The following is a 16,067-nucleotide window of genomic DNA, read 5'->3' as shown; positions in this document are numbered from 1 at the left end:
CGAAGATCGGCCGAGGGAATGCGGATGCGGCGCGCCCCGGCTCTGTGCCCTTGGCCGCGTGACTCGATGACGTTCGTCCAGGCCGGGCATTTGCCGTGGCGTCACGGCACCCGCCGCGGCCCGAGATCCGGTAGAGGTGGAAGACATGAGTGAGCGCAGCGAGCGAACCATAGGCGCTGCCGCGTGCGCGGTCATGGCGGAGCCGAGCGCCAGCGAGGCGCGGATATGAGCGCGCTATGGCACGGCTTCGCCGACATGGGCGCCGTCGAGCGAGACGGCGCGTTCGTCGTGGCCCGCGGCGACGGCGCCTACGTCTTCGATCAGGCGGGCAATCGCTACCTGGACGCGACCGCGGGCCTGTGGTTCGCCAACATCGGGCACGGCCGCGGCGAGATAGCCGACGCCGTCGCCGCGCAGCTGCGCACGATCGCGCACTACTCCAACTTCGGTGACATCACCGAACCGGCCACCCAGGAACTGGCCGAGCGGCTCGCCGAGCTGGCCCCGGTACCGAACAGCAAGATCTTCTTCACCTCCGGCGGCTCCGACTCCGTCGACACCGCCGCCAAACTCGCCCGCCGCTACTGGCACGAACTCGGACACTCCGGCAAGACGATCGTGGTCGGGCGGCAGCGGGCCTACCACGGCATGCACGTCGCGGGTACCGCCCTCGCGGGCATACCGGGGAACCGCGAGGGTTACGGCGAACTGATGCCCGCCGCGCGAATCGTGGCATGGGACGACGCGAAAGCCCTGCTCGCGCTGATCGAAGAGGTCGGCGCCGAGCGCATCGCCGCGTTCTTCTGCGAACCCGTGATCGGCGCGGGCGGCGTCTACCTGCCGCCGGAGGGCTACCTCACCGAGGTGCGCCGCATCTGCCGCGACCACGACATCCTGTTCGTCGCCGACGAGGTGGTCACCGGTTTCGGCCGCATCGGCGGAGCGTGGTTCGCCTCCTCCCGTTTCGCCCTCGAACCCGACCTGATGACCACCGCGAAAGGCCTGACCTCCGGCTACCTCCCCATGGGCGCGGTCTTCGTCGCACCCCACGTGGCGGAGCCGTTCTTCGCGGGCGGCGTCTGGTGGCGGCACGGCTACACCTACGGCGGCCACGCGGGCGCCGCGGCGGCGGCGCTGGCGAATCTCGACATCATCGAGCGCGAGGGCCTCCTCGATGCCGCCTTGCGCCTGGAATCCAGCCTCCACGACCAGCTCGCGGTGCTCGCCGAGCATCCCAGGGTCGCCGAGGTACGCAGCGGTCTCGGCGCCGTCGCCGCGATCCAGCTGGCCGACCCCGCGGAAGGTCTGCCGCTGGTGAAAACCCTGCGCGAGCACGGCATTTCCGGCCGTGCCGCGGGCCAGGGCGCCATGCAGATCTCCCCGGCGTTCGTCATGACCGACGACCAGGTATCCGAACTCGTCGACGGATTCACCCGCGCACTCGGTCCTGGTTAGAGCGCCGGTCCCGCCCGGCTTCGGCATGTGTTCGGTCGCGGCTGTGAGGTGTTCACCGCGCACGCGCACGACCGGTGTTCGCCCCACCTACCGTTGCTTCGGCCAGTTGTGGGTCAGAGTATGCGCGTCATGAACACGCCACTGGGGTCGGACAGTAGTCGCCGAACGGGGCGCAGTAGTCGAAGCTGTGGGCCGCGTGGAGCCGACGGGCGGCCCGGTCTCGGAGGAGTTTGCCTGGGGCGGTGGGGATCTCCCGTGATGTGCTGTTCGTCTACGAGCGCGCGTGACCCGCAAGCACGGCGACACAATCGCCGAGCGAACTGCGGTTCATCGGTTGTGCGTGCCCAAGGTTAATGCGGCGCAACCGAAAAGGGCACCCTAACCGTCTCGGGATGCGAGCATGGAAGGGCGACGACCGGTGGTCGCCGTGATGAGAGGTGGTGGGGTGTGGCGCAGTTCGTGCAGGAGTACGCCGTATTGCGGTGGATGGTGGTGGCGGCGTTCCTGATCGCGGCGGCGATCGTGCTGGCGCGGGTGACCGCGGCCGCGGTGTCGCTGCCCGGTCGCCAGATCGAGCTCGCCGACGTAGCACCGGAATCGGCTGTGCCACACGGCGGTTCGATCGAGCATGGCGAATCCGACGCAGCCCATGTGGTGATGTGCCTGGTCATGCTCGGCATGTTGCTGTTTCCGTCCGGTGCGAGCCCGCACGCGCTACGTGGTGTGCTGACGGCGATGGCGGTGGTCTTCGCCGCGCTGCTGATCACCCGCGCCGCGGAGCACGCCGCGCAGGGCCGCCCCGTGCCGATCGACCGGTTGGTCCCGCTCGGATACCACATCGTGGCCACCGCCGCGATGCTCTACGCGATGTCCGGCCACACCGCCGCCGGACATGCGGGCGGCCCCGCGGCCGGTCCCGCGCTGGCTCTTGCCGCGCTGTTCCTGCTCGACGCGCTGCTCGTCGCCTTCGCCGCCCGCGGCGGATGGACGCTCGCGCACAAGCGGGGACCGCTCGGGTTGCTCATCCGTTCCGGTGGATGCGTCGCCGCCCTCACCGGCCCCGCCAGGCCATGGGCGGCGGTCCCGCACGTGGTGATGGACGCGGGCACCGCCTACATGCTGGTCGCCGCGATATCCGGTTGACCCGGGCGACCAATCCGCCTCCTCGTGCATACCGAACCCCTGTTTATGCAGGCAGGGGATTCGGCGATGAGCAACGACCACGGTTCTGCTTCACCACATGGGTCCGGCTATTCCGCGCGGGAGCGGGACGAACCCGACGACCCCGTGCTCGCGGGCCCGCTGCCCGCCGCGGACGGCCGGGCGCGGGCCGGTCTGGCGACCGGCAAACTGGTGTCGCTGCTCGCGGCGGCGGGCGCGGGCGACCGCGGCGCGTTCACCGAGTTCTACCAGCTGACCAGCCCACGGGTATTCGGGCTGACGGTGCGTATTCTGCGCAGCCACGCCGCCGCGGAAGAGGTGACCCAGGAGGTCTACCTCCAGGTGTGGACGATGGCCGACCGCTACGACCCCACGCTGGCCAGCCCGGTCGGTTGGATCATGATGCTCGCGCACCGGCGCGCGGTGGACCGGGTCCGCGCGGAGAGTTCGGCCACCAGCCGCGAGCTGGTCTACGCGCACGAGCAGCTGGGCCGCGCCCACGACGTCGTCGCCGAATCGGTGGCGCAGCGCATCGAAGAGCAACAGGTGGCAGGCTGCCTGGACATGCTGACGCCCACCCAGCGCGAAGCGATCGTCCTGGCGTACTACAGCGGGCACACCTACCGTGAGGTCGCCGACCACCTCTCGGTCCCACTGCCCACGATCAAGACCCGCATCCGCGACGGGTTGAAGCGATTGGAGAAGTGCTTGTCCGGGGAAGGCATCGATGGTTGACACCTCACCGCGGGCGGACGCGGACCTCATCGACCTCGCCTATCCGTGCGCGCTGGACGCGGTCGCCGATATCGAACGCAGGCATATCGATGCGCGGTTGGCGTCCGCTGACCCAGCCGTGCGGCAGGCGTTCTCCGACACCGTCTGGCAGGTGCGCGAGATCATGGGACGGCTGGCCGTGCTCGACGAGCATGCGCCGCCGCCGGAACTCGAACGCCGCATTCTGGCGGCATTGCCCGACCGCGGCGATGGAAAACCGGTGACCCGGATCTCGTCGTGGCGGCGGCCTCCGCGGTGGGCTGTCGCGGTCGCCGCGGCGGCGTGCCTGGTGCTCGGCACAACCGTGGCGACCACGCGATTCGTCAGCTCGCCGCCGTCCCCGACCGCGGCGAACCAGGTGGAAGTCCAGCCGGAGGTGCAGACCGTGCGCGGGCCGGTCGCCGGGGGCGGCCTGCTGGTCGTGGACGTGTCGCCGGAGCTCGGGCGCGCGGTCGTCGTTTTCGACCAGGTCGCGCCGCCGCCGCTGGGCCAGGTGTATCAAATGTGGCTGGTCGGCTCCGACGGGCAGCCACGGTCGGTCGGAGTGCTGAGCGACACGCCGTCGGCCGATCGTCCGTTCGTGACGGGATTCCGATCGGGCGAGCTACTCGCGATGAGCGTCGAACCGGCCGGCGGTTCGGACGCGCCGAGCGGCGAGCCGATCGCCGGCGTGCCGCTGCCGTGAGCGAGCGTTAGCGAGTGAACCGAGAACGCAGCGCGTCCCTGCGCACGACGGAGCCGAGCGCCAGCGAGGCGCGGTCGTGCACAGGGTCTAGATCTCGACCGGCTGGTCGGCGACGACACGCCCGCCCAGGCGTACCCAGCCGTCGGAGTCCCACTGGGTGAACAATTGGGAGCCCCTGCCCTGGGTGATGACCAGGCTCTTGCGCAGCAGCGCGGTCAACGCCACGGCCGCGGCGCCGGTCGCTTCGTCCTCGACGATCCCCATGGTCGGCGCGAACATGCGTGAGCGCAGCATGCCGCGATGTTCGTCGGTCCAGCTCCACAGATAGTGCGGGCCGCCGGGAAACTCGTCCGCTCGGAGGGCGGCGAGTTCCTCGGCGTCGTCGAGCTGGTGGAAGGTGAAGGTCGGCGCCCATTCGCCGCGCGCGGTGATCCAGGTCAGCCCGTCGGTGAGTTCCACCGCCACCGGGCCCGCGGGGACGTCCAGCGTCCGCACCGGGGTCCCCTGGGTGGCGAACCACCACGCTGTCCCCACCGACGGGTGCCCGGCGAACGGGAGTTCCACCATCGGCGTGTAGATCCGGACTGTGGCGATCTCGTCGACCGGCTCGTCGACCACCACGGTCTCGGCGTACCCGGCCTTCGCCGCCAGTGCCTGCCGGTCGGCCGTGGCCACGTCCGCAGCCCGGGCGATGCCCAGTTCGTTGCCGAACCGCCCGGCGGCGTCGGTGAACACCCGGACCACGTCAAGCTGTGTGCCCATGCTCGCCGAGCCTACTCGGTGCCCGGACACCGGGCTGTGTTCCAGACCACACCGGGAACGCGAAGAGGCCCCGATCCGCGGACCGGGGCCTCTTTTCCGACGAGCTCAGATCGCGGCCGTGGTGAGCGCCTCGGTCGACTGCACCGCCTGGCCGACACCGGCCACGATGGCCGCGGCGCGCAGCGATTCGAAGATCACCTCGCGGGACACGCCCGCCTCGCGCAGCGTGTGCTCATGCGCCTCCAGGCAGTGCGCACAGCCGTTGATCGAGGAGACCGCGAACGACCAGAGCTCGAAATCGGCCTTGTCGACGCCGGGCGTGCCGATGATCTGCATCCGCAGCCCGGCCCGCAGATCGTCGTAGCGGCCGCCGAGAAACGCCTTGCCCCGGTAGAACACGTTGTTCATGCCCATGATCGAGGCGGCGCCGAGCGCGGCATTGTACGCCTCCGCGGTCAGCACGCCGGCGGCGTCCTCGGCGATCTCGCGTAGTGTGGTCGTCGACCGGGTCGCGGCCGCCGACGCCAGCAGGGTGCCCCACAGTTGCTGTTCGTTCAGCACCGTGGTGCGCGCGATCGATGACAGGTTGAGCTTGAGGTCCTTGGCGTACCCGGGGAGGGAGTTCTTCAGGTTCTCAATGCTCATGCGGCGATTCCTCTGCTCAGTTCAGCCCCGTAGGGGGACGGGTCGTTTCTCGATGGTGTCGCACCGGAATTCCCGGTGCGCCGGGACTTTTCAGACGCTGGCCGCGAGGAGCTCACCGGCGTTGATGGTCGGGTCGCCCTTCTTCCAGTTGCAGGCGCACAGTTCGTCGGACTGCAGCGCGTCCAGTACCCGCAGCACCTCATCGACGTTGCGGCCCACGGAACCGGCGGTGACCGAGACGAACTGGATCTCGTTGTTCGGGTCGACGATGAAGGTGGCGCGGTCGGCGACGCCGTCGGCGTTGAGCACGCCGGTGGCCGTGGCCAATTCGCGCTTCAGGTCCGAGAGCATGGGGAAGGGAAGGGCCTTGAGGTCCTCGTGCTGCGCGCGCCACTGGAAGTGCACGAACTCGTTGTCCACCGACGCGCCGAGCACCTGCGCGTCCCGGTCCTCGAACTCGTCGTTGAGCTTGCCGAACGCGGCGATCTCCGTCGGGCACACGAAGGTGAAGTCCTTCGGCCAGAAGAAGATGATCCGCCACTTGCCCGCGTGGTCGTCGCTGGTGATCCGGGTGAAGTAGTCGTCAGGCTGCTGAGCGTCGACCTTCGACAGATCACCGCCGATGACCGCGGTGAGGTTGTATGCCGGGAATTGGTCGCCGATGGTCAGCAGGGCCATGCTCGTCTCCTCGTCATGTTGGTTTGCTAGCGCTGTGTTCGATGTGCGGTCTTCGCGGGCCGTTCGTGACGCAAGCTACCGCCTCCGGGCCCAGTGCTCAGACCGCGTGCAAAAGCTCACCGGTGATCTTGCACGAAGCCTCGGTAAAAGGTAAAGGTGATCAGTCGCACTAGACTGATAGGCGTGACTGATCAGACTTATCAGCCCACCCTGTCACAGCTGCGTGCGTTCGTAGCGGTCGCGGAATATCGCCATTTCGGCACCGCGGCCGCCCGCCTCCGTGTGAGCCAGCCCACGCTATCGCAGGCGCTCGCGGCGCTCGAACACGGGCTCGGCATCCAGCTGATCGAGCGCAGTACCAGGCGTGTGCTGGTGACCGCCGCCGGAATGCGCTTGCTGCCCAAGGCGATGGCCACGCTGGAGGCCGCCGACCGCTTCGTCGCCTCGGCGACCGGGGACGGGCTCGGTGGCATCCTGCGGATGGGCATCATTCCGACGGTGGCGCCCTATGTGCTGCCCGGATTGCTGCCCGAACTGCGCAAGCGGTTGCCCGCGCTGCGCCCGCAGATCATCGAAGACCAGACCGCCCGGCTGCTGGACGGGCTGCGCACGGGTGTCTTGGACATCGCGTTGCTGGCGGTACCCACCGACCTGCCCGGTGTGGTCGAGATCCCGCTCTACTCCGAGGAATTCGTGCTGGTCACCCCGCGTGGCCACGAGCTGGCCGGGCGTACCGACCTGGCCGCGTCGGTGCTCGACGCCCAGCCGCTGCTGCTGCTGGACGAGGGGCACTGCCTGCGCGACCAGACCCTGGAGGCGTGCCGATCGGCCGATGCCCACCCCGCCGCCGTCGGCGATACCAGGGCCGCCTCGCTGGCGACCGTGGTGCAGTGTGTCGCGGGCGGGCTCGGTGTGACCCTGATTCCGCAGATGGCCGTTGCGGCGGAAACGGCGAGCGGCACACTGGATGTCGCGCATTTCGCGGACCCGGCGCCCGGCCGTACCATCGGCCTCGCGTTCCGTGCTTCCAGCGCCCGTGCCGACGACTACGAATACTTGGCCGCCATCATCCGCGCCCAGCGGCCGATATAGGGCCCGGCCCTGCGTCGAGCGCGCGGGGCGGGCACAGTGAGTACCGGGTGAGAGGAGCGGTTGGCATGGAATCGGCGGCGCTGGGTTCCGGGCGGCTGGGTGGTCTGTCCGGGCTGGATCACGTGCTGTTCGTCTATGGCACGCTGCAGTTTCCCGAAGTGCTGGAGGTGCTGCTCGGGAGGATTCCGTCGCTCGAACCGGCCGAGCTGCCCGGCTGGCGCGCGGCCGCGCTCCCGAGGCGGATCTATCCGGGATTGGTCGTCGCGCCGGACGGACTGACCCGGGGCGCCGTGCTCAGTGGTCTCACCGCGGTGGAGTGGGCGATCGTCGACGCGTTCGAAGACGACGAATACGACCTGCGCCGGGTGCGTGTCGGCGACCGGGTAGCTCCGGTGTGGACCTACGTTTGGACGGCGGCCGCCGATCCGGCGGACTGGCAACGAGATCGCTTCGCCGCCGAACATCTCGCGCATTTCGCCGTACGGTCCGCGCGGTGGCGCAACGCTCCCTATTCCGCATCAGCCGAGGTAGAGCGGGAGTAACCCGGTCAGCGCGGTATCCGGGTTGCTATTTCAAGACGACCGGTCGTATTGTCGAGTCATGGCGCGACCGCGACGTAGTGAAGACACCCGGCGGCTTCTGGTCGAGGAAGGTGCCGTGGGGTTCCTGACCAACGGCTATCACGGCACCGGACTCAAACAGATCCTGGACAAGGTCGGTGTGCCGAAGGGGTCGTTCTACAACTACTTCGACAGCAAGGAGAGCTTCGGCCGCGCGATCATCGAGCACCACTCGCTGTGCGTGCAGCGCAATCTGACCGAGGCGTTCGGCGCCGCGCCGGACCCGGTGAGCGGGCTGCGGGCGTTCTTCGGGCGGCTGATGGACGATTTCGTGGCGGCCGATTTCACCGGCGGCTGCCTCATCGCGAACCTGGGTGGCGAACTGGAAGGTAGTGAGCTACTGCGGGAATCGCTGTCCGCGGCGTGGGCTGCATGGCGCGACCGTGTCGCGGAGCAATTGGCACACGGGCAGCGGCTCGGCATGATCCGCGCCGATATCGACGCCACCGAACTGGCCGACCTGCTGCTCGAATCGTGGGAGGGTGCGGTGATCAAGATGAAGATCGGTCGCACCCTGGCGCCGCTGCACAGGTGCTTGGATCGCCTGCTCGGCGACTATTTCCTGCCCTGATTCAGGGCTGTTCCGCCCGGTGTCGTCGTATACCTATTCGAAGACGACCGGTCGTATAAAGAAGAGAAGGAGAGATATGGCAAAGACGGTCATCGTGACCGGTTCCTCTAGTGGGATCGGGCGCGATATCGCACGGGCGTTCGTCGAGCGTGGCGACAACGTCGTGCTCAACGGGCGGGACACCGCCAAGCTTTCGCGGGTTGCCGCCGAGCTGGGCGCGCCGGAGCGGGTGGCCACGGCGGCAGGCGATATCGGCGCGCCGGCGACGGGAGCCGCCTTGGTCCACGCCGCCGTCGAGCGGTTCGGCGGCGTGGACGTGCTGGTCAACAACGCGGGCATCTTCGGGGCCAAGCCCTTCGTGGACGTCACCGAACCGGACCTGGACCGTTATCTGAACGGCAACCTCAAGGGCACCTACTTCACCACGCAGGCCGTGGTGCGACGGCTGCTGGAGCAGGCCAGGGGCGGCAGCATCGTGAACATCGGCACGGTGCTGATCGACCACGCCCTCGCCGGGCTGCCCGCGTCGGCCGCGCTGATCAGCAAGGGCGGCGTGCACGCGCTGACCACGAGCCTCGCCGCCGAACTCGCGGCCGACGGCATCCGGGTCAACGCGGTCGCGCCCGGCATCATCCGTACCCCGCTGTTCGGCGACGGCGACGAAGCGGCCGCAGGCCGACTTGCCCTGCTCAACCGCATCGGCGAAGTCGCCGAAACCACCGCCGCGGCGCTGTATCTCGCCGACGCCGCGTTCATCACCGGACACATCCTTCCCGTCGACGGCGGGTTCATCACCGGAAGGGCAGCTTGATGCCGTACGTGAACATCAAAGTCACCGACGAGGGCGTCACCCGCGAGCAGAAGGCGCAACTGATCAAGGGCGTCACCGATCTGCTGCACGACGTGCTCGGCAAGGCGCCCGCGAGCACCTTCGTCGTCATCGACGAGGTCGCGCTGTCGGACTGGGGAGTAGGCGGGATGAACGTCGAAGAGTGGCGTAAACAGCAATCCTGAACCGCGAAAGCCGTACGCGGAGACACGATTCGGGCGTCGCCGAGCTCGTCACGAGCGGCGGCGCCCGAACTCGTCACGTAAACGTCACACCGCAGCAGTTACGTTTCCACCCGCAGTCGAGATCCTGGTACGACCGATACAGCTCGACGGAGGGGAGCTGCGATGCCATCGCTACTGGAAATCTCGACCCACTTCTTCCTACAGATCGCGGTCATCCTGGTGACCTACCGCCTGCTCTGGCCGCTGTTGCGGCGCCTGGGGCAAGTTCAGGTGGTCGCCATCATGATCGCGGGCTTCCTGCTCGGGCCATCGGTGCTCGGCTGGGCCTGGCCGCAGGCGCAGGAGTGGCTGTTCCCGACGACGCTCGCAGTAGGAGACACGAGCATCGTCCATCCGAACCTGACCGCCATCTACGTGGTCGGCCAGGTCGGGCTGGTGCTGTACATGTTCCTGGTCGGCAGCTCGTTCCAGCTCGACATCTTCGGCAAGCACCTGCGCCAGGCCGGGGCCACCTCGGCGACCGGCGTCGCGGTGCCGATGGTGCTCGGCGGCGCGGTCGGCTGGTGGATGGCCGTGCAGGGCGGATTCTTCACCGAGGGGGTGGCCGACTGGCAAGGCGCGCTGTTCCTCGCCGCCGCCGTCGCGGTCACCGCGTTTCCGATCCTGGCCTGGATCATCTACGACTCCGGACTGATGAACACGCGGCTCGGCACGATGTCGCTGGCCGTCGCGGCCGTCGACGACGCGTGCGCGTGGGTGCTGCTGGCCGTGGTCGTCGCGACGGCGAAGGACAGTCCGGGCGGTGTCTACCTCGCGGTCGGCGGCGGACTGGCCTACCTGCTGTTCATGCTCTTCGTCGCCCGTCGCTGGCTGGCGCGGCTGGAGACCTGGACGCCGCGGCGCGGTGACACCGAACGTGCGGGCGGATTGCCGGTCGGTCAGCTCACCGTGGTCCTGCTGGTGGTGCTGCTGGCCGCCGGCGTCACCGACTTCGTCGGAATCCATTCCGTGCTCGGTGCTTTCGTCGCCGGTATCGTCATGCCCCGCGGCGAGCTGCTGGATCGGATCCGGGACCGCTTCGAGCCGCTGGTCGGATACCTGCTGCTGCCCGCCTTCTTCATCTACACCGGCCTGAACACGAAGCTGAGCCTCATCTTCGAGCCGAAGGTGCTGGTGATGACCGTGGTGGTGCTGGTGGTGTCGTTCGCGGGCAAGTTCGGGGCAGTCGGGCTGGTCGCCCGCTCCCAGGGCATGGGCTGGCGGGAGGCGGGCGCCATGGGCGCGCTGTCCAATGCCCGCGGGCTGATGGAGCTGGTGCTGCTCAACGTCGGGTTGTCGGCCGGGCTGATCACGCCCGAGCTCTATACCGTGCTCGCGATCATGACGACGGTCACCACCTTCGTCGCCACGCCGCTGCAGCGGATGTTCGAGCGCAGCGCGTGGAAGAACGGCATGGTGTTCGGGCCCAGCGGCGAGGAGCCGAAGGACGGCACACCGCCGGAGCAGCCGGAACTGCCGTCCGTGGGCTCGGCGCGGGTCTGACACCGCCCGGAACGGATCTGCCGAACGCGCCGGATCCGACCGGCGCGTTCGGGCTCGACCTGCCTACACCCGCAGCGCGTGCGGTTCGATCGCGCCGCGCACCAGCGCCCGCGCGTCGATGGTCTCGGCCTGGTACGGCAGCCGCGCCAGACGATCGGTCATCCGCTCGACCGGGTCCTCGACCGTGTCGACCATGCCGAACAGGAACGACCACTCGTGCTCGTCGCTGCCGTAGTGCACGACGGTGCCGAACTGCTCGTGGAAGCGCTGCCAGGACCGCTTCAGCGTCTCGTTGCGCCACATGGTCGCGCATCCGGCCTGGGCGCTCAGCACGCCGCCGGGAGCAAGCAGCGCACGACATCGGGACAGGAATTCCGCCTCGTAGAGCCGGTTGTGCTGCGCGTCCTCGACGCGCTCGTCCGGCAGGTCGATCACGATGACGTCATAGCGGGTGCCGGTCTCGGCTGCGGCGGCGAGGAAATCCCAGCCGTCGGCGTAGTGCACCGTGATCGGCCCCTCGCCCTTGACCGCGGCGGCCAGTTCGTCACTGGTGTAGCCGTAGGGCAGGTGCTGGGCGCACAGTTCGACCTCGAGCTGGTCGATGTCGACGTGATCGACCTGGGTGGCGCCGGCGGCGACCGACATCTGGCTGGCCACGCCCTCGCCGGAACCGATGATGAGCACGTTGTCCAGCTTCTCGGCCAGCGCGAAGGCCGGGACCATCATCGCCTCGTGGTAGGTCAGCTGGGAGAACTCGGTGGACTGGCGGTCGTCGTCGGAGAACAGGCTGATGCCCTGCTCGGTCCGCGCGATGACCATGTGCTGGAACGGCGTGTGTGTGTCGACGATCACCTCGTGCAGGTCCCAGATGCGGGTCAGGCCCGCGCCGACCGGTTCCTCGATCCGCTGGCTGCCGTGTCCCCTGCGGATGACCTGCATGCGAACGTCCTTGGGGGACAACTTATCCCGGAGCAGTTCGACCGCCTTCGACGCTCCCGCGCCGATGCTGCCGCAGGTGAAGACGTCGACGAAGATGTCGCCGGACTCCGGATAGGTGTGAATCGAGGCGTGGGACTCCGACAACAGCGCGAGGACGGTCACCCCCTGCGGTTCGAACTTCTTGTGTACGACATCGCAGATGGTGACGCCCGCCGCGATCAGAGATTCACGCAACGCCGATTCGAGTCGTTCGAGATCGTCGCAGAGGGCTGCGTCGACACCACCGAACTCGGCCAGCACATGCCAGCCGGTGAATTCCGCCGTCATGGGCAAACTCACTCTCGCTCAGCGCCCGAGACATGAACGGTCAAGGGCGGAAAACCATTGAAGGACACCGACGAATAGCTCGCGGTATAGGCGCCGGTGTCGGGGATTCGAATGCGATCACCGGCTCGCAACGTGGTCGGTAGGAGGACTCGCGTGCGTTGATACAGTACATCGTCGCCGTCGCAGGTCGGACCGGCTACCACCGCCTCGTCGACGGGGTCGCCGTCCCGGTCGGTGACGAACCGGTAGGCGATGTACTCGTTCTCGGTCTCGGCCATGCCGTTGTAGCGGCCGATGTCGAGATACACCCAGCGTCGTCCGTCCGGCGCGGTGCGGACGCCGACGACCTCGGCGTGAATCGTGCCCGCCGAACCGACCAGCGCGCGGCCCGGTTCGACGACCAATCCGGTGTTCCCGGAAAGGAATTCGGCCGCGGCGTGCTGCACCACCGCGGCGATCTCACCCAGTGCGGGTGCGGAGTCGGCGTAGGAGATCGGCAGCCCGCCCCCGATGTTCACCCAGCCGACCGGAATGTCCTTGTCCGCCAAGGCTTCCACGATCCGGCCGGCCTGCTCGATGCCGATCCGCCACGCGGCGGGGTCCAGTTGCTGGGAGCCGACGTGGAAGTACGGCCCGGCGACGGCCAATCCGAGATCCCTGGCCCGGACCAGCAGCCGGAACGCCTCGCCCGGGGTGCAGCCGAACTTCGTGCCGAACGGGGTGCGCGACTCCGGCGCCGAGGCGAGGAAGCGGCACTCCACCCCGGAGCCGGGCGCGTGCTCGGCGATGCGCAGCAGGTCGTCTTCGGTGTCGAAGGCGAAGCGGCGCACCCCCAGCGCATAGGCCCTGGCGATGTGGGCGGCCTTCTTGATCGGGTTGCCGTAGCACAGCCGTTCCGGCGCTACCCCGAGCCCGAGGCACAGGTCGATCTCGCCGATGCTGGCGACGTCGAACTCCGCGCCCTCCGCGTCGAGCAGGCGAACGATCTCCGGCACCGGGCTCGCCTTGACGGCGAAGCGGATCCTCGTCGCGGCGCCCCGTTCCGCGGACAGGGCGGCATCGAGCGCGCGGTAATTCTCGCGGACACGCTCGGGATGGATGACAAGGTACGGCGATTCGGGCATAGTTGATCTTTCGCTTGGGCAGCGGGGGAGAGAGTATCAGCGGCCCCTACCCAGAAACGAATCCGTCAAACCTCGGATTCGCTGCACGATCGCCGAACCCCGTCCTGCTACCAGGATGGGCGCGCTGACCTGCGTGGATATGGAACCGGCAGTGGGTGCGGGCTCAGCCGGCGGACACCGAGACGTCGTCGAAGACGACCTCGCCCGCGGCGTCGGACTCGGCGAGATCGACCACCGCGTCGATCGACCAGCCATGGTCGCCCGCCGGGTCGTCGAGCACCTGCCGCACCCGCCAGAATCCCGGTCTTCGCTCCACCTGGAACAGCTGCGGGCCCCTGGCGTCGGGCCCGGTGCCGATCCGCTCGTACTCCGCGAAATAGTCGGCCAGTGCCTCCGCCCAGTCCAGGCCAGGGCTCAGTTCGGCCAGGTCGTGCCAACGCCGGAGCGCGGCCAGTTCGACGCGGCGGAACATCGCGTTGCGGACCAGGACCCGGAATGCTCGCTCGTTCGCGGAGATCGGACGCACCGTCTCCGCGCCGAAGGCGACCTGGTCGGCGTCGGTCTCCGCGCCGGGATTGGTCAGCTGCTCCCATTCGTCCAGAAGACTCGAATCCACTTGGCGCACAAGCTCACCGAGCCACTCGGTGATGTCGTCGAGTTCCTCGGTGCGCGCGGACTCCGGCACCGTGCGCCGCAGCGCCCGGTAGGCGTCGGCGAGGTAGCGCAGCACCACGCCCTCGGAGCGGGCCAGCTCGTAGAAGGAGATCAGCTCGGCGAAGGTCATGGCGCGCTCGATCATGTCGCGCACCACCGACTTCGGCGCGGGCGCGAACTCCGACACCCACGGATGCCCGGCCCGGTAGGTCTCGTAGGCCGGTTCGATCAGCTCGGCCAGCGGCTTGGGCCAGGTGACCTCTTCGAGCAGCTCCATCCGCTCGTCGTAGTCGATGCCGTCGGCCTTCATCTCGGCGATCGCCTCCCCGCGCGCCTTGTGCTGCTGGGCCATCAGCAGCTGGCGCGGATCCTCCAACGTGGATTCGATGAGCGACACTACGTCGAGGGTATAGCTCGGGGAGTCTTTGTCCAGTAGATCCAGCGCGGCCAGCGCGAACGGTGAGAGCGGCTGGTCGAGGGCGAAGTCGCGTTGCAGGTCGACGGTCAGGCGGGCGCGGCGGCCCTGCGCGTCCGGTTCCGGCAGCTGCTGGACCACCCCGGCGTCGCGCAGCGCGCGGTAGAGCCGGATCGCGCGCAGGATGTGCCTGCGCTGGGCGGGTCGCGGTTCGTGATTGTCCTCGAGCAGGTGGCGCATGGCGTCGAAACAGTTGCCCGGCCGGGCGATCACGTTCAGGAGCATGGCGTTGGTGACGGTGAAGCGCGACACCATCGGCTCCGGCTGGGCCGTGACCAAGCGGTCGAAGGTGTCCTCGCTCCAGGAGACGAAGCCTTCCGGCGGCTTGCGCCGCTGCACCTTGCGCTGCTTCTTCGGGTCGTCGCCCGCCTTGGCCAGCAGCCGGGTGTTCTCCACCTCGTGCTCGGGCGCCTGCACCACGACCGTGCCCATGGTGTCGTAGCCCGCCCGGCCCGCGCGGCCGGCGATCTGGTGGAACTCCCGGGCTTTCAAGCGCCGGGTGCGCACGCCGTCGAATTTGGTCAGACCGGTGAGCAGCACCGTGCGGATGGGCACGTTGATGCCCACGCCGAGGGTGTCGGTGCCGCACACCACCTTGAGCAGGCCGTCCTGGGCGAGCCGCTCCACCAAACGGCGGTATTTCGGCAGCATGCCCGCGTGATGGACGCCGATGCCGTGCCGGATCAGCCGGGACAGGGTCTTGCCGAAGCCCGCCGCGAACCGGAACTCGCCCAGCGCCTCGGCGATCGCGTCCTTCTCCGCGCGGGTGGCGAAGTTCACGCTGGTCAGCGCCTGCGCACGCTCCAGCGCGGCGGCCTGGGTGAAGTGCACCACGTACACCGGCGCCTGATGGGTGGTGACCAGTTCTTCCAGGGTCTCGGTGATGGGGGTGCGAGCGTAGGAAAAGCTCAGCGGTACCGGGCGTTCGCTGCCCGCGACGATCGCGGTGGAGCGGCCGGTCCTGCGCTCCAGGTCGCGGGCGAAGAAGTCGACGTCGCCGAGCGTGGCCGACATGAGCAGGAACTGGGCGCGGGGCAGTTCCAGCAGCGGGACCTGCCAGGCCCAGCCCCGGTCGGGATCGGCGTAGAAATGGAATTCGTCCATCACGACCTGGCCGACGCCGGCGTCCGCGCCCTCGCGCAGCGCCAGATTGGCCAGGATTTCCGCGGTGGCGCAGATGATCGGCGCGTCCGGGTTCACCGCGGCGTCGCCGGTGACCATGCCGACGCGATCGGCGCCGAACACCTCGCAGAGGGCGAAGAATTTCTCGCTCACCAGTGCTTTGATCGGAGCGGTGTAATAGGTGCGCAGGCCCTGGGTGAGCGCGAACAAGTGTGCGCCGACCGCGACCAGCGACTTTCCCGATCCGGTGGGGGTGGCGAGGATGACGTTGGATCCCGAGGCCAGCGCCAGCAGCGCTTCGTCCTGCGCCGGATACAGCGGAGTGCCCTGCTCGGCGGCCCACATCCCGAACGACTCGTAGAGTGCGTCGGCGTCGGTCCCCGGGATGTCGAGCAGTTCGGTCAAATCCACTCCGACCACCCTACGG

The 16,067-nt window shown here is 68.6% G+C and carries 16 protein-coding genes; 10 read left to right on the top strand and 6 right to left on the bottom strand.

The window, feature by feature from the left end; translation table 11 throughout:
* Positions 1-225: 225 nt before the first annotated feature.
* From ACWPXK_RS16145 to ACWPXK_RS16130, 4 genes are all read left to right on the top strand, one after another.
* A complete protein-coding gene (locus tag ACWPXK_RS16145; protein WP_454196923.1) occupies positions 226-1,455 on the top strand; it encodes an aminotransferase family protein in 1,230 nt (409 codons plus the stop codon).
* Between the two features lie 447 nt (positions 1,456-1,902).
* A complete protein-coding gene (locus ACWPXK_RS16140) occupies positions 1,903-2,598 on the top strand; it encodes a DUF5134 domain-containing protein (RefSeq protein WP_454196922.1) in 696 nt (231 codons plus the stop codon).
* 66 nt (positions 2,599-2,664) lie between these two features.
* A complete protein-coding gene (sigK, locus tag ACWPXK_RS16135) occupies positions 2,665-3,351 on the top strand; it encodes an ECF RNA polymerase sigma factor SigK (protein WP_454196921.1) in 687 nt (228 codons plus the stop codon).
* Positions 3,344-4,075, top strand: coding sequence for an anti-sigma factor (locus ACWPXK_RS16130; protein WP_454196920.1), 732 nt, complete (start codon positions 3,344-3,346; stop codon positions 4,073-4,075). Before sigK ends, ACWPXK_RS16130 begins: the two co-directional genes overlap by 8 nt.
* A gap of 87 nt (positions 4,076-4,162) precedes the next feature.
* On the opposite strand, the gene ACWPXK_RS16125 is transcribed toward ACWPXK_RS16130, so the two are convergent.
* From ACWPXK_RS16125 to ACWPXK_RS16115, 3 genes are all read right to left on the bottom strand, one after another.
* Positions 4,163-4,837, bottom strand: a complete 675-nt coding sequence (locus ACWPXK_RS16125) for a PhzF family phenazine biosynthesis protein (protein WP_454196919.1) — start codon at positions 4,835-4,837, stop codon at positions 4,163-4,165.
* A 105-nt stretch (positions 4,838-4,942) separates the two neighbouring features.
* Positions 4,943-5,482, bottom strand: coding sequence for a carboxymuconolactone decarboxylase family protein (locus ACWPXK_RS16120; RefSeq protein WP_454196918.1), 540 nt, complete (start codon positions 5,480-5,482; stop codon positions 4,943-4,945).
* Between the two features lie 90 nt (positions 5,483-5,572).
* A complete protein-coding gene (locus tag ACWPXK_RS16115) occupies positions 5,573-6,160 on the bottom strand; it encodes a peroxiredoxin (protein WP_454196917.1) in 588 nt (195 codons plus the stop codon).
* A gap of 183 nt (positions 6,161-6,343) precedes the next feature.
* On the opposite strand from ACWPXK_RS16115, the gene ACWPXK_RS16110 reads away from it, so the two are divergent.
* From ACWPXK_RS16110 to ACWPXK_RS16085, 6 genes are all read left to right on the top strand, one after another.
* Positions 6,344-7,252: a hydrogen peroxide-inducible genes activator gene (locus ACWPXK_RS16110; protein WP_454196916.1), complete on the top strand. Its 909-nt coding sequence runs from the start codon at positions 6,344-6,346 to the stop codon at positions 7,250-7,252.
* A 65-nt stretch (positions 7,253-7,317) separates the two neighbouring features.
* Entirely contained in the window at positions 7,318-7,794 is a 477-nt protein-coding gene (locus ACWPXK_RS16105) for a gamma-glutamylcyclotransferase family protein (protein ID WP_454196915.1), read from the top strand.
* A gap of 58 nt (positions 7,795-7,852) precedes the next feature.
* Entirely contained in the window at positions 7,853-8,443 is a 591-nt protein-coding gene (locus tag ACWPXK_RS16100) for a TetR family transcriptional regulator C-terminal domain-containing protein (RefSeq protein WP_454196914.1), read from the top strand.
* Between the two features lie 76 nt (positions 8,444-8,519).
* Positions 8,520-9,254: an SDR family NAD(P)-dependent oxidoreductase gene (locus ACWPXK_RS16095; RefSeq protein WP_454196913.1), complete on the top strand. Its 735-nt coding sequence runs from the start codon at positions 8,520-8,522 to the stop codon at positions 9,252-9,254.
* Entirely contained in the window at positions 9,254-9,457 is a 204-nt protein-coding gene (locus ACWPXK_RS16090; protein WP_454196912.1) for a tautomerase family protein, read from the top strand. The genes ACWPXK_RS16095 and ACWPXK_RS16090 overlap by 1 nt, the downstream gene beginning before the upstream one ends.
* A 162-nt stretch (positions 9,458-9,619) precedes the next feature.
* Positions 9,620-10,999, top strand: a complete 1,380-nt coding sequence (locus tag ACWPXK_RS16085) for a cation:proton antiporter (protein ID WP_454196911.1) — start codon at positions 9,620-9,622, stop codon at positions 10,997-10,999.
* A gap of 63 nt (positions 11,000-11,062) precedes the next feature.
* On the opposite strand, the gene speD is transcribed toward ACWPXK_RS16085, so the two are convergent.
* From speD to ACWPXK_RS16070, 3 genes are all read right to left on the bottom strand, one after another.
* Positions 11,063-12,265: an adenosylmethionine decarboxylase gene (gene speD, locus ACWPXK_RS16080; protein ID WP_454196910.1), complete on the bottom strand. Its 1,203-nt coding sequence runs from the start codon at positions 12,263-12,265 to the stop codon at positions 11,063-11,065.
* A gap of 8 nt (positions 12,266-12,273) precedes the next feature.
* Entirely contained in the window at positions 12,274-13,389 is a 1,116-nt protein-coding gene (locus ACWPXK_RS16075) for a type III PLP-dependent enzyme (RefSeq protein WP_454196909.1), read from the bottom strand.
* A gap of 163 nt (positions 13,390-13,552) precedes the next feature.
* The gene (locus ACWPXK_RS16070; protein WP_454196908.1) at positions 13,553-16,051 is read right to left on the bottom strand and encodes a DEAD/DEAH box helicase; all 2,499 of its coding nucleotides are present in this window, start codon (positions 16,049-16,051) and stop codon (positions 13,553-13,555) included.
* Positions 16,052-16,067: the final 16 nt, after the last annotated feature.

It is taken from the genome of Nocardia sp. Marseille-Q1738, assembly GCF_965283145.1.
Note: the sequence above shows the minus strand (reverse complement) of the source record. Positions and strands in the feature narration are given on the sequence as shown.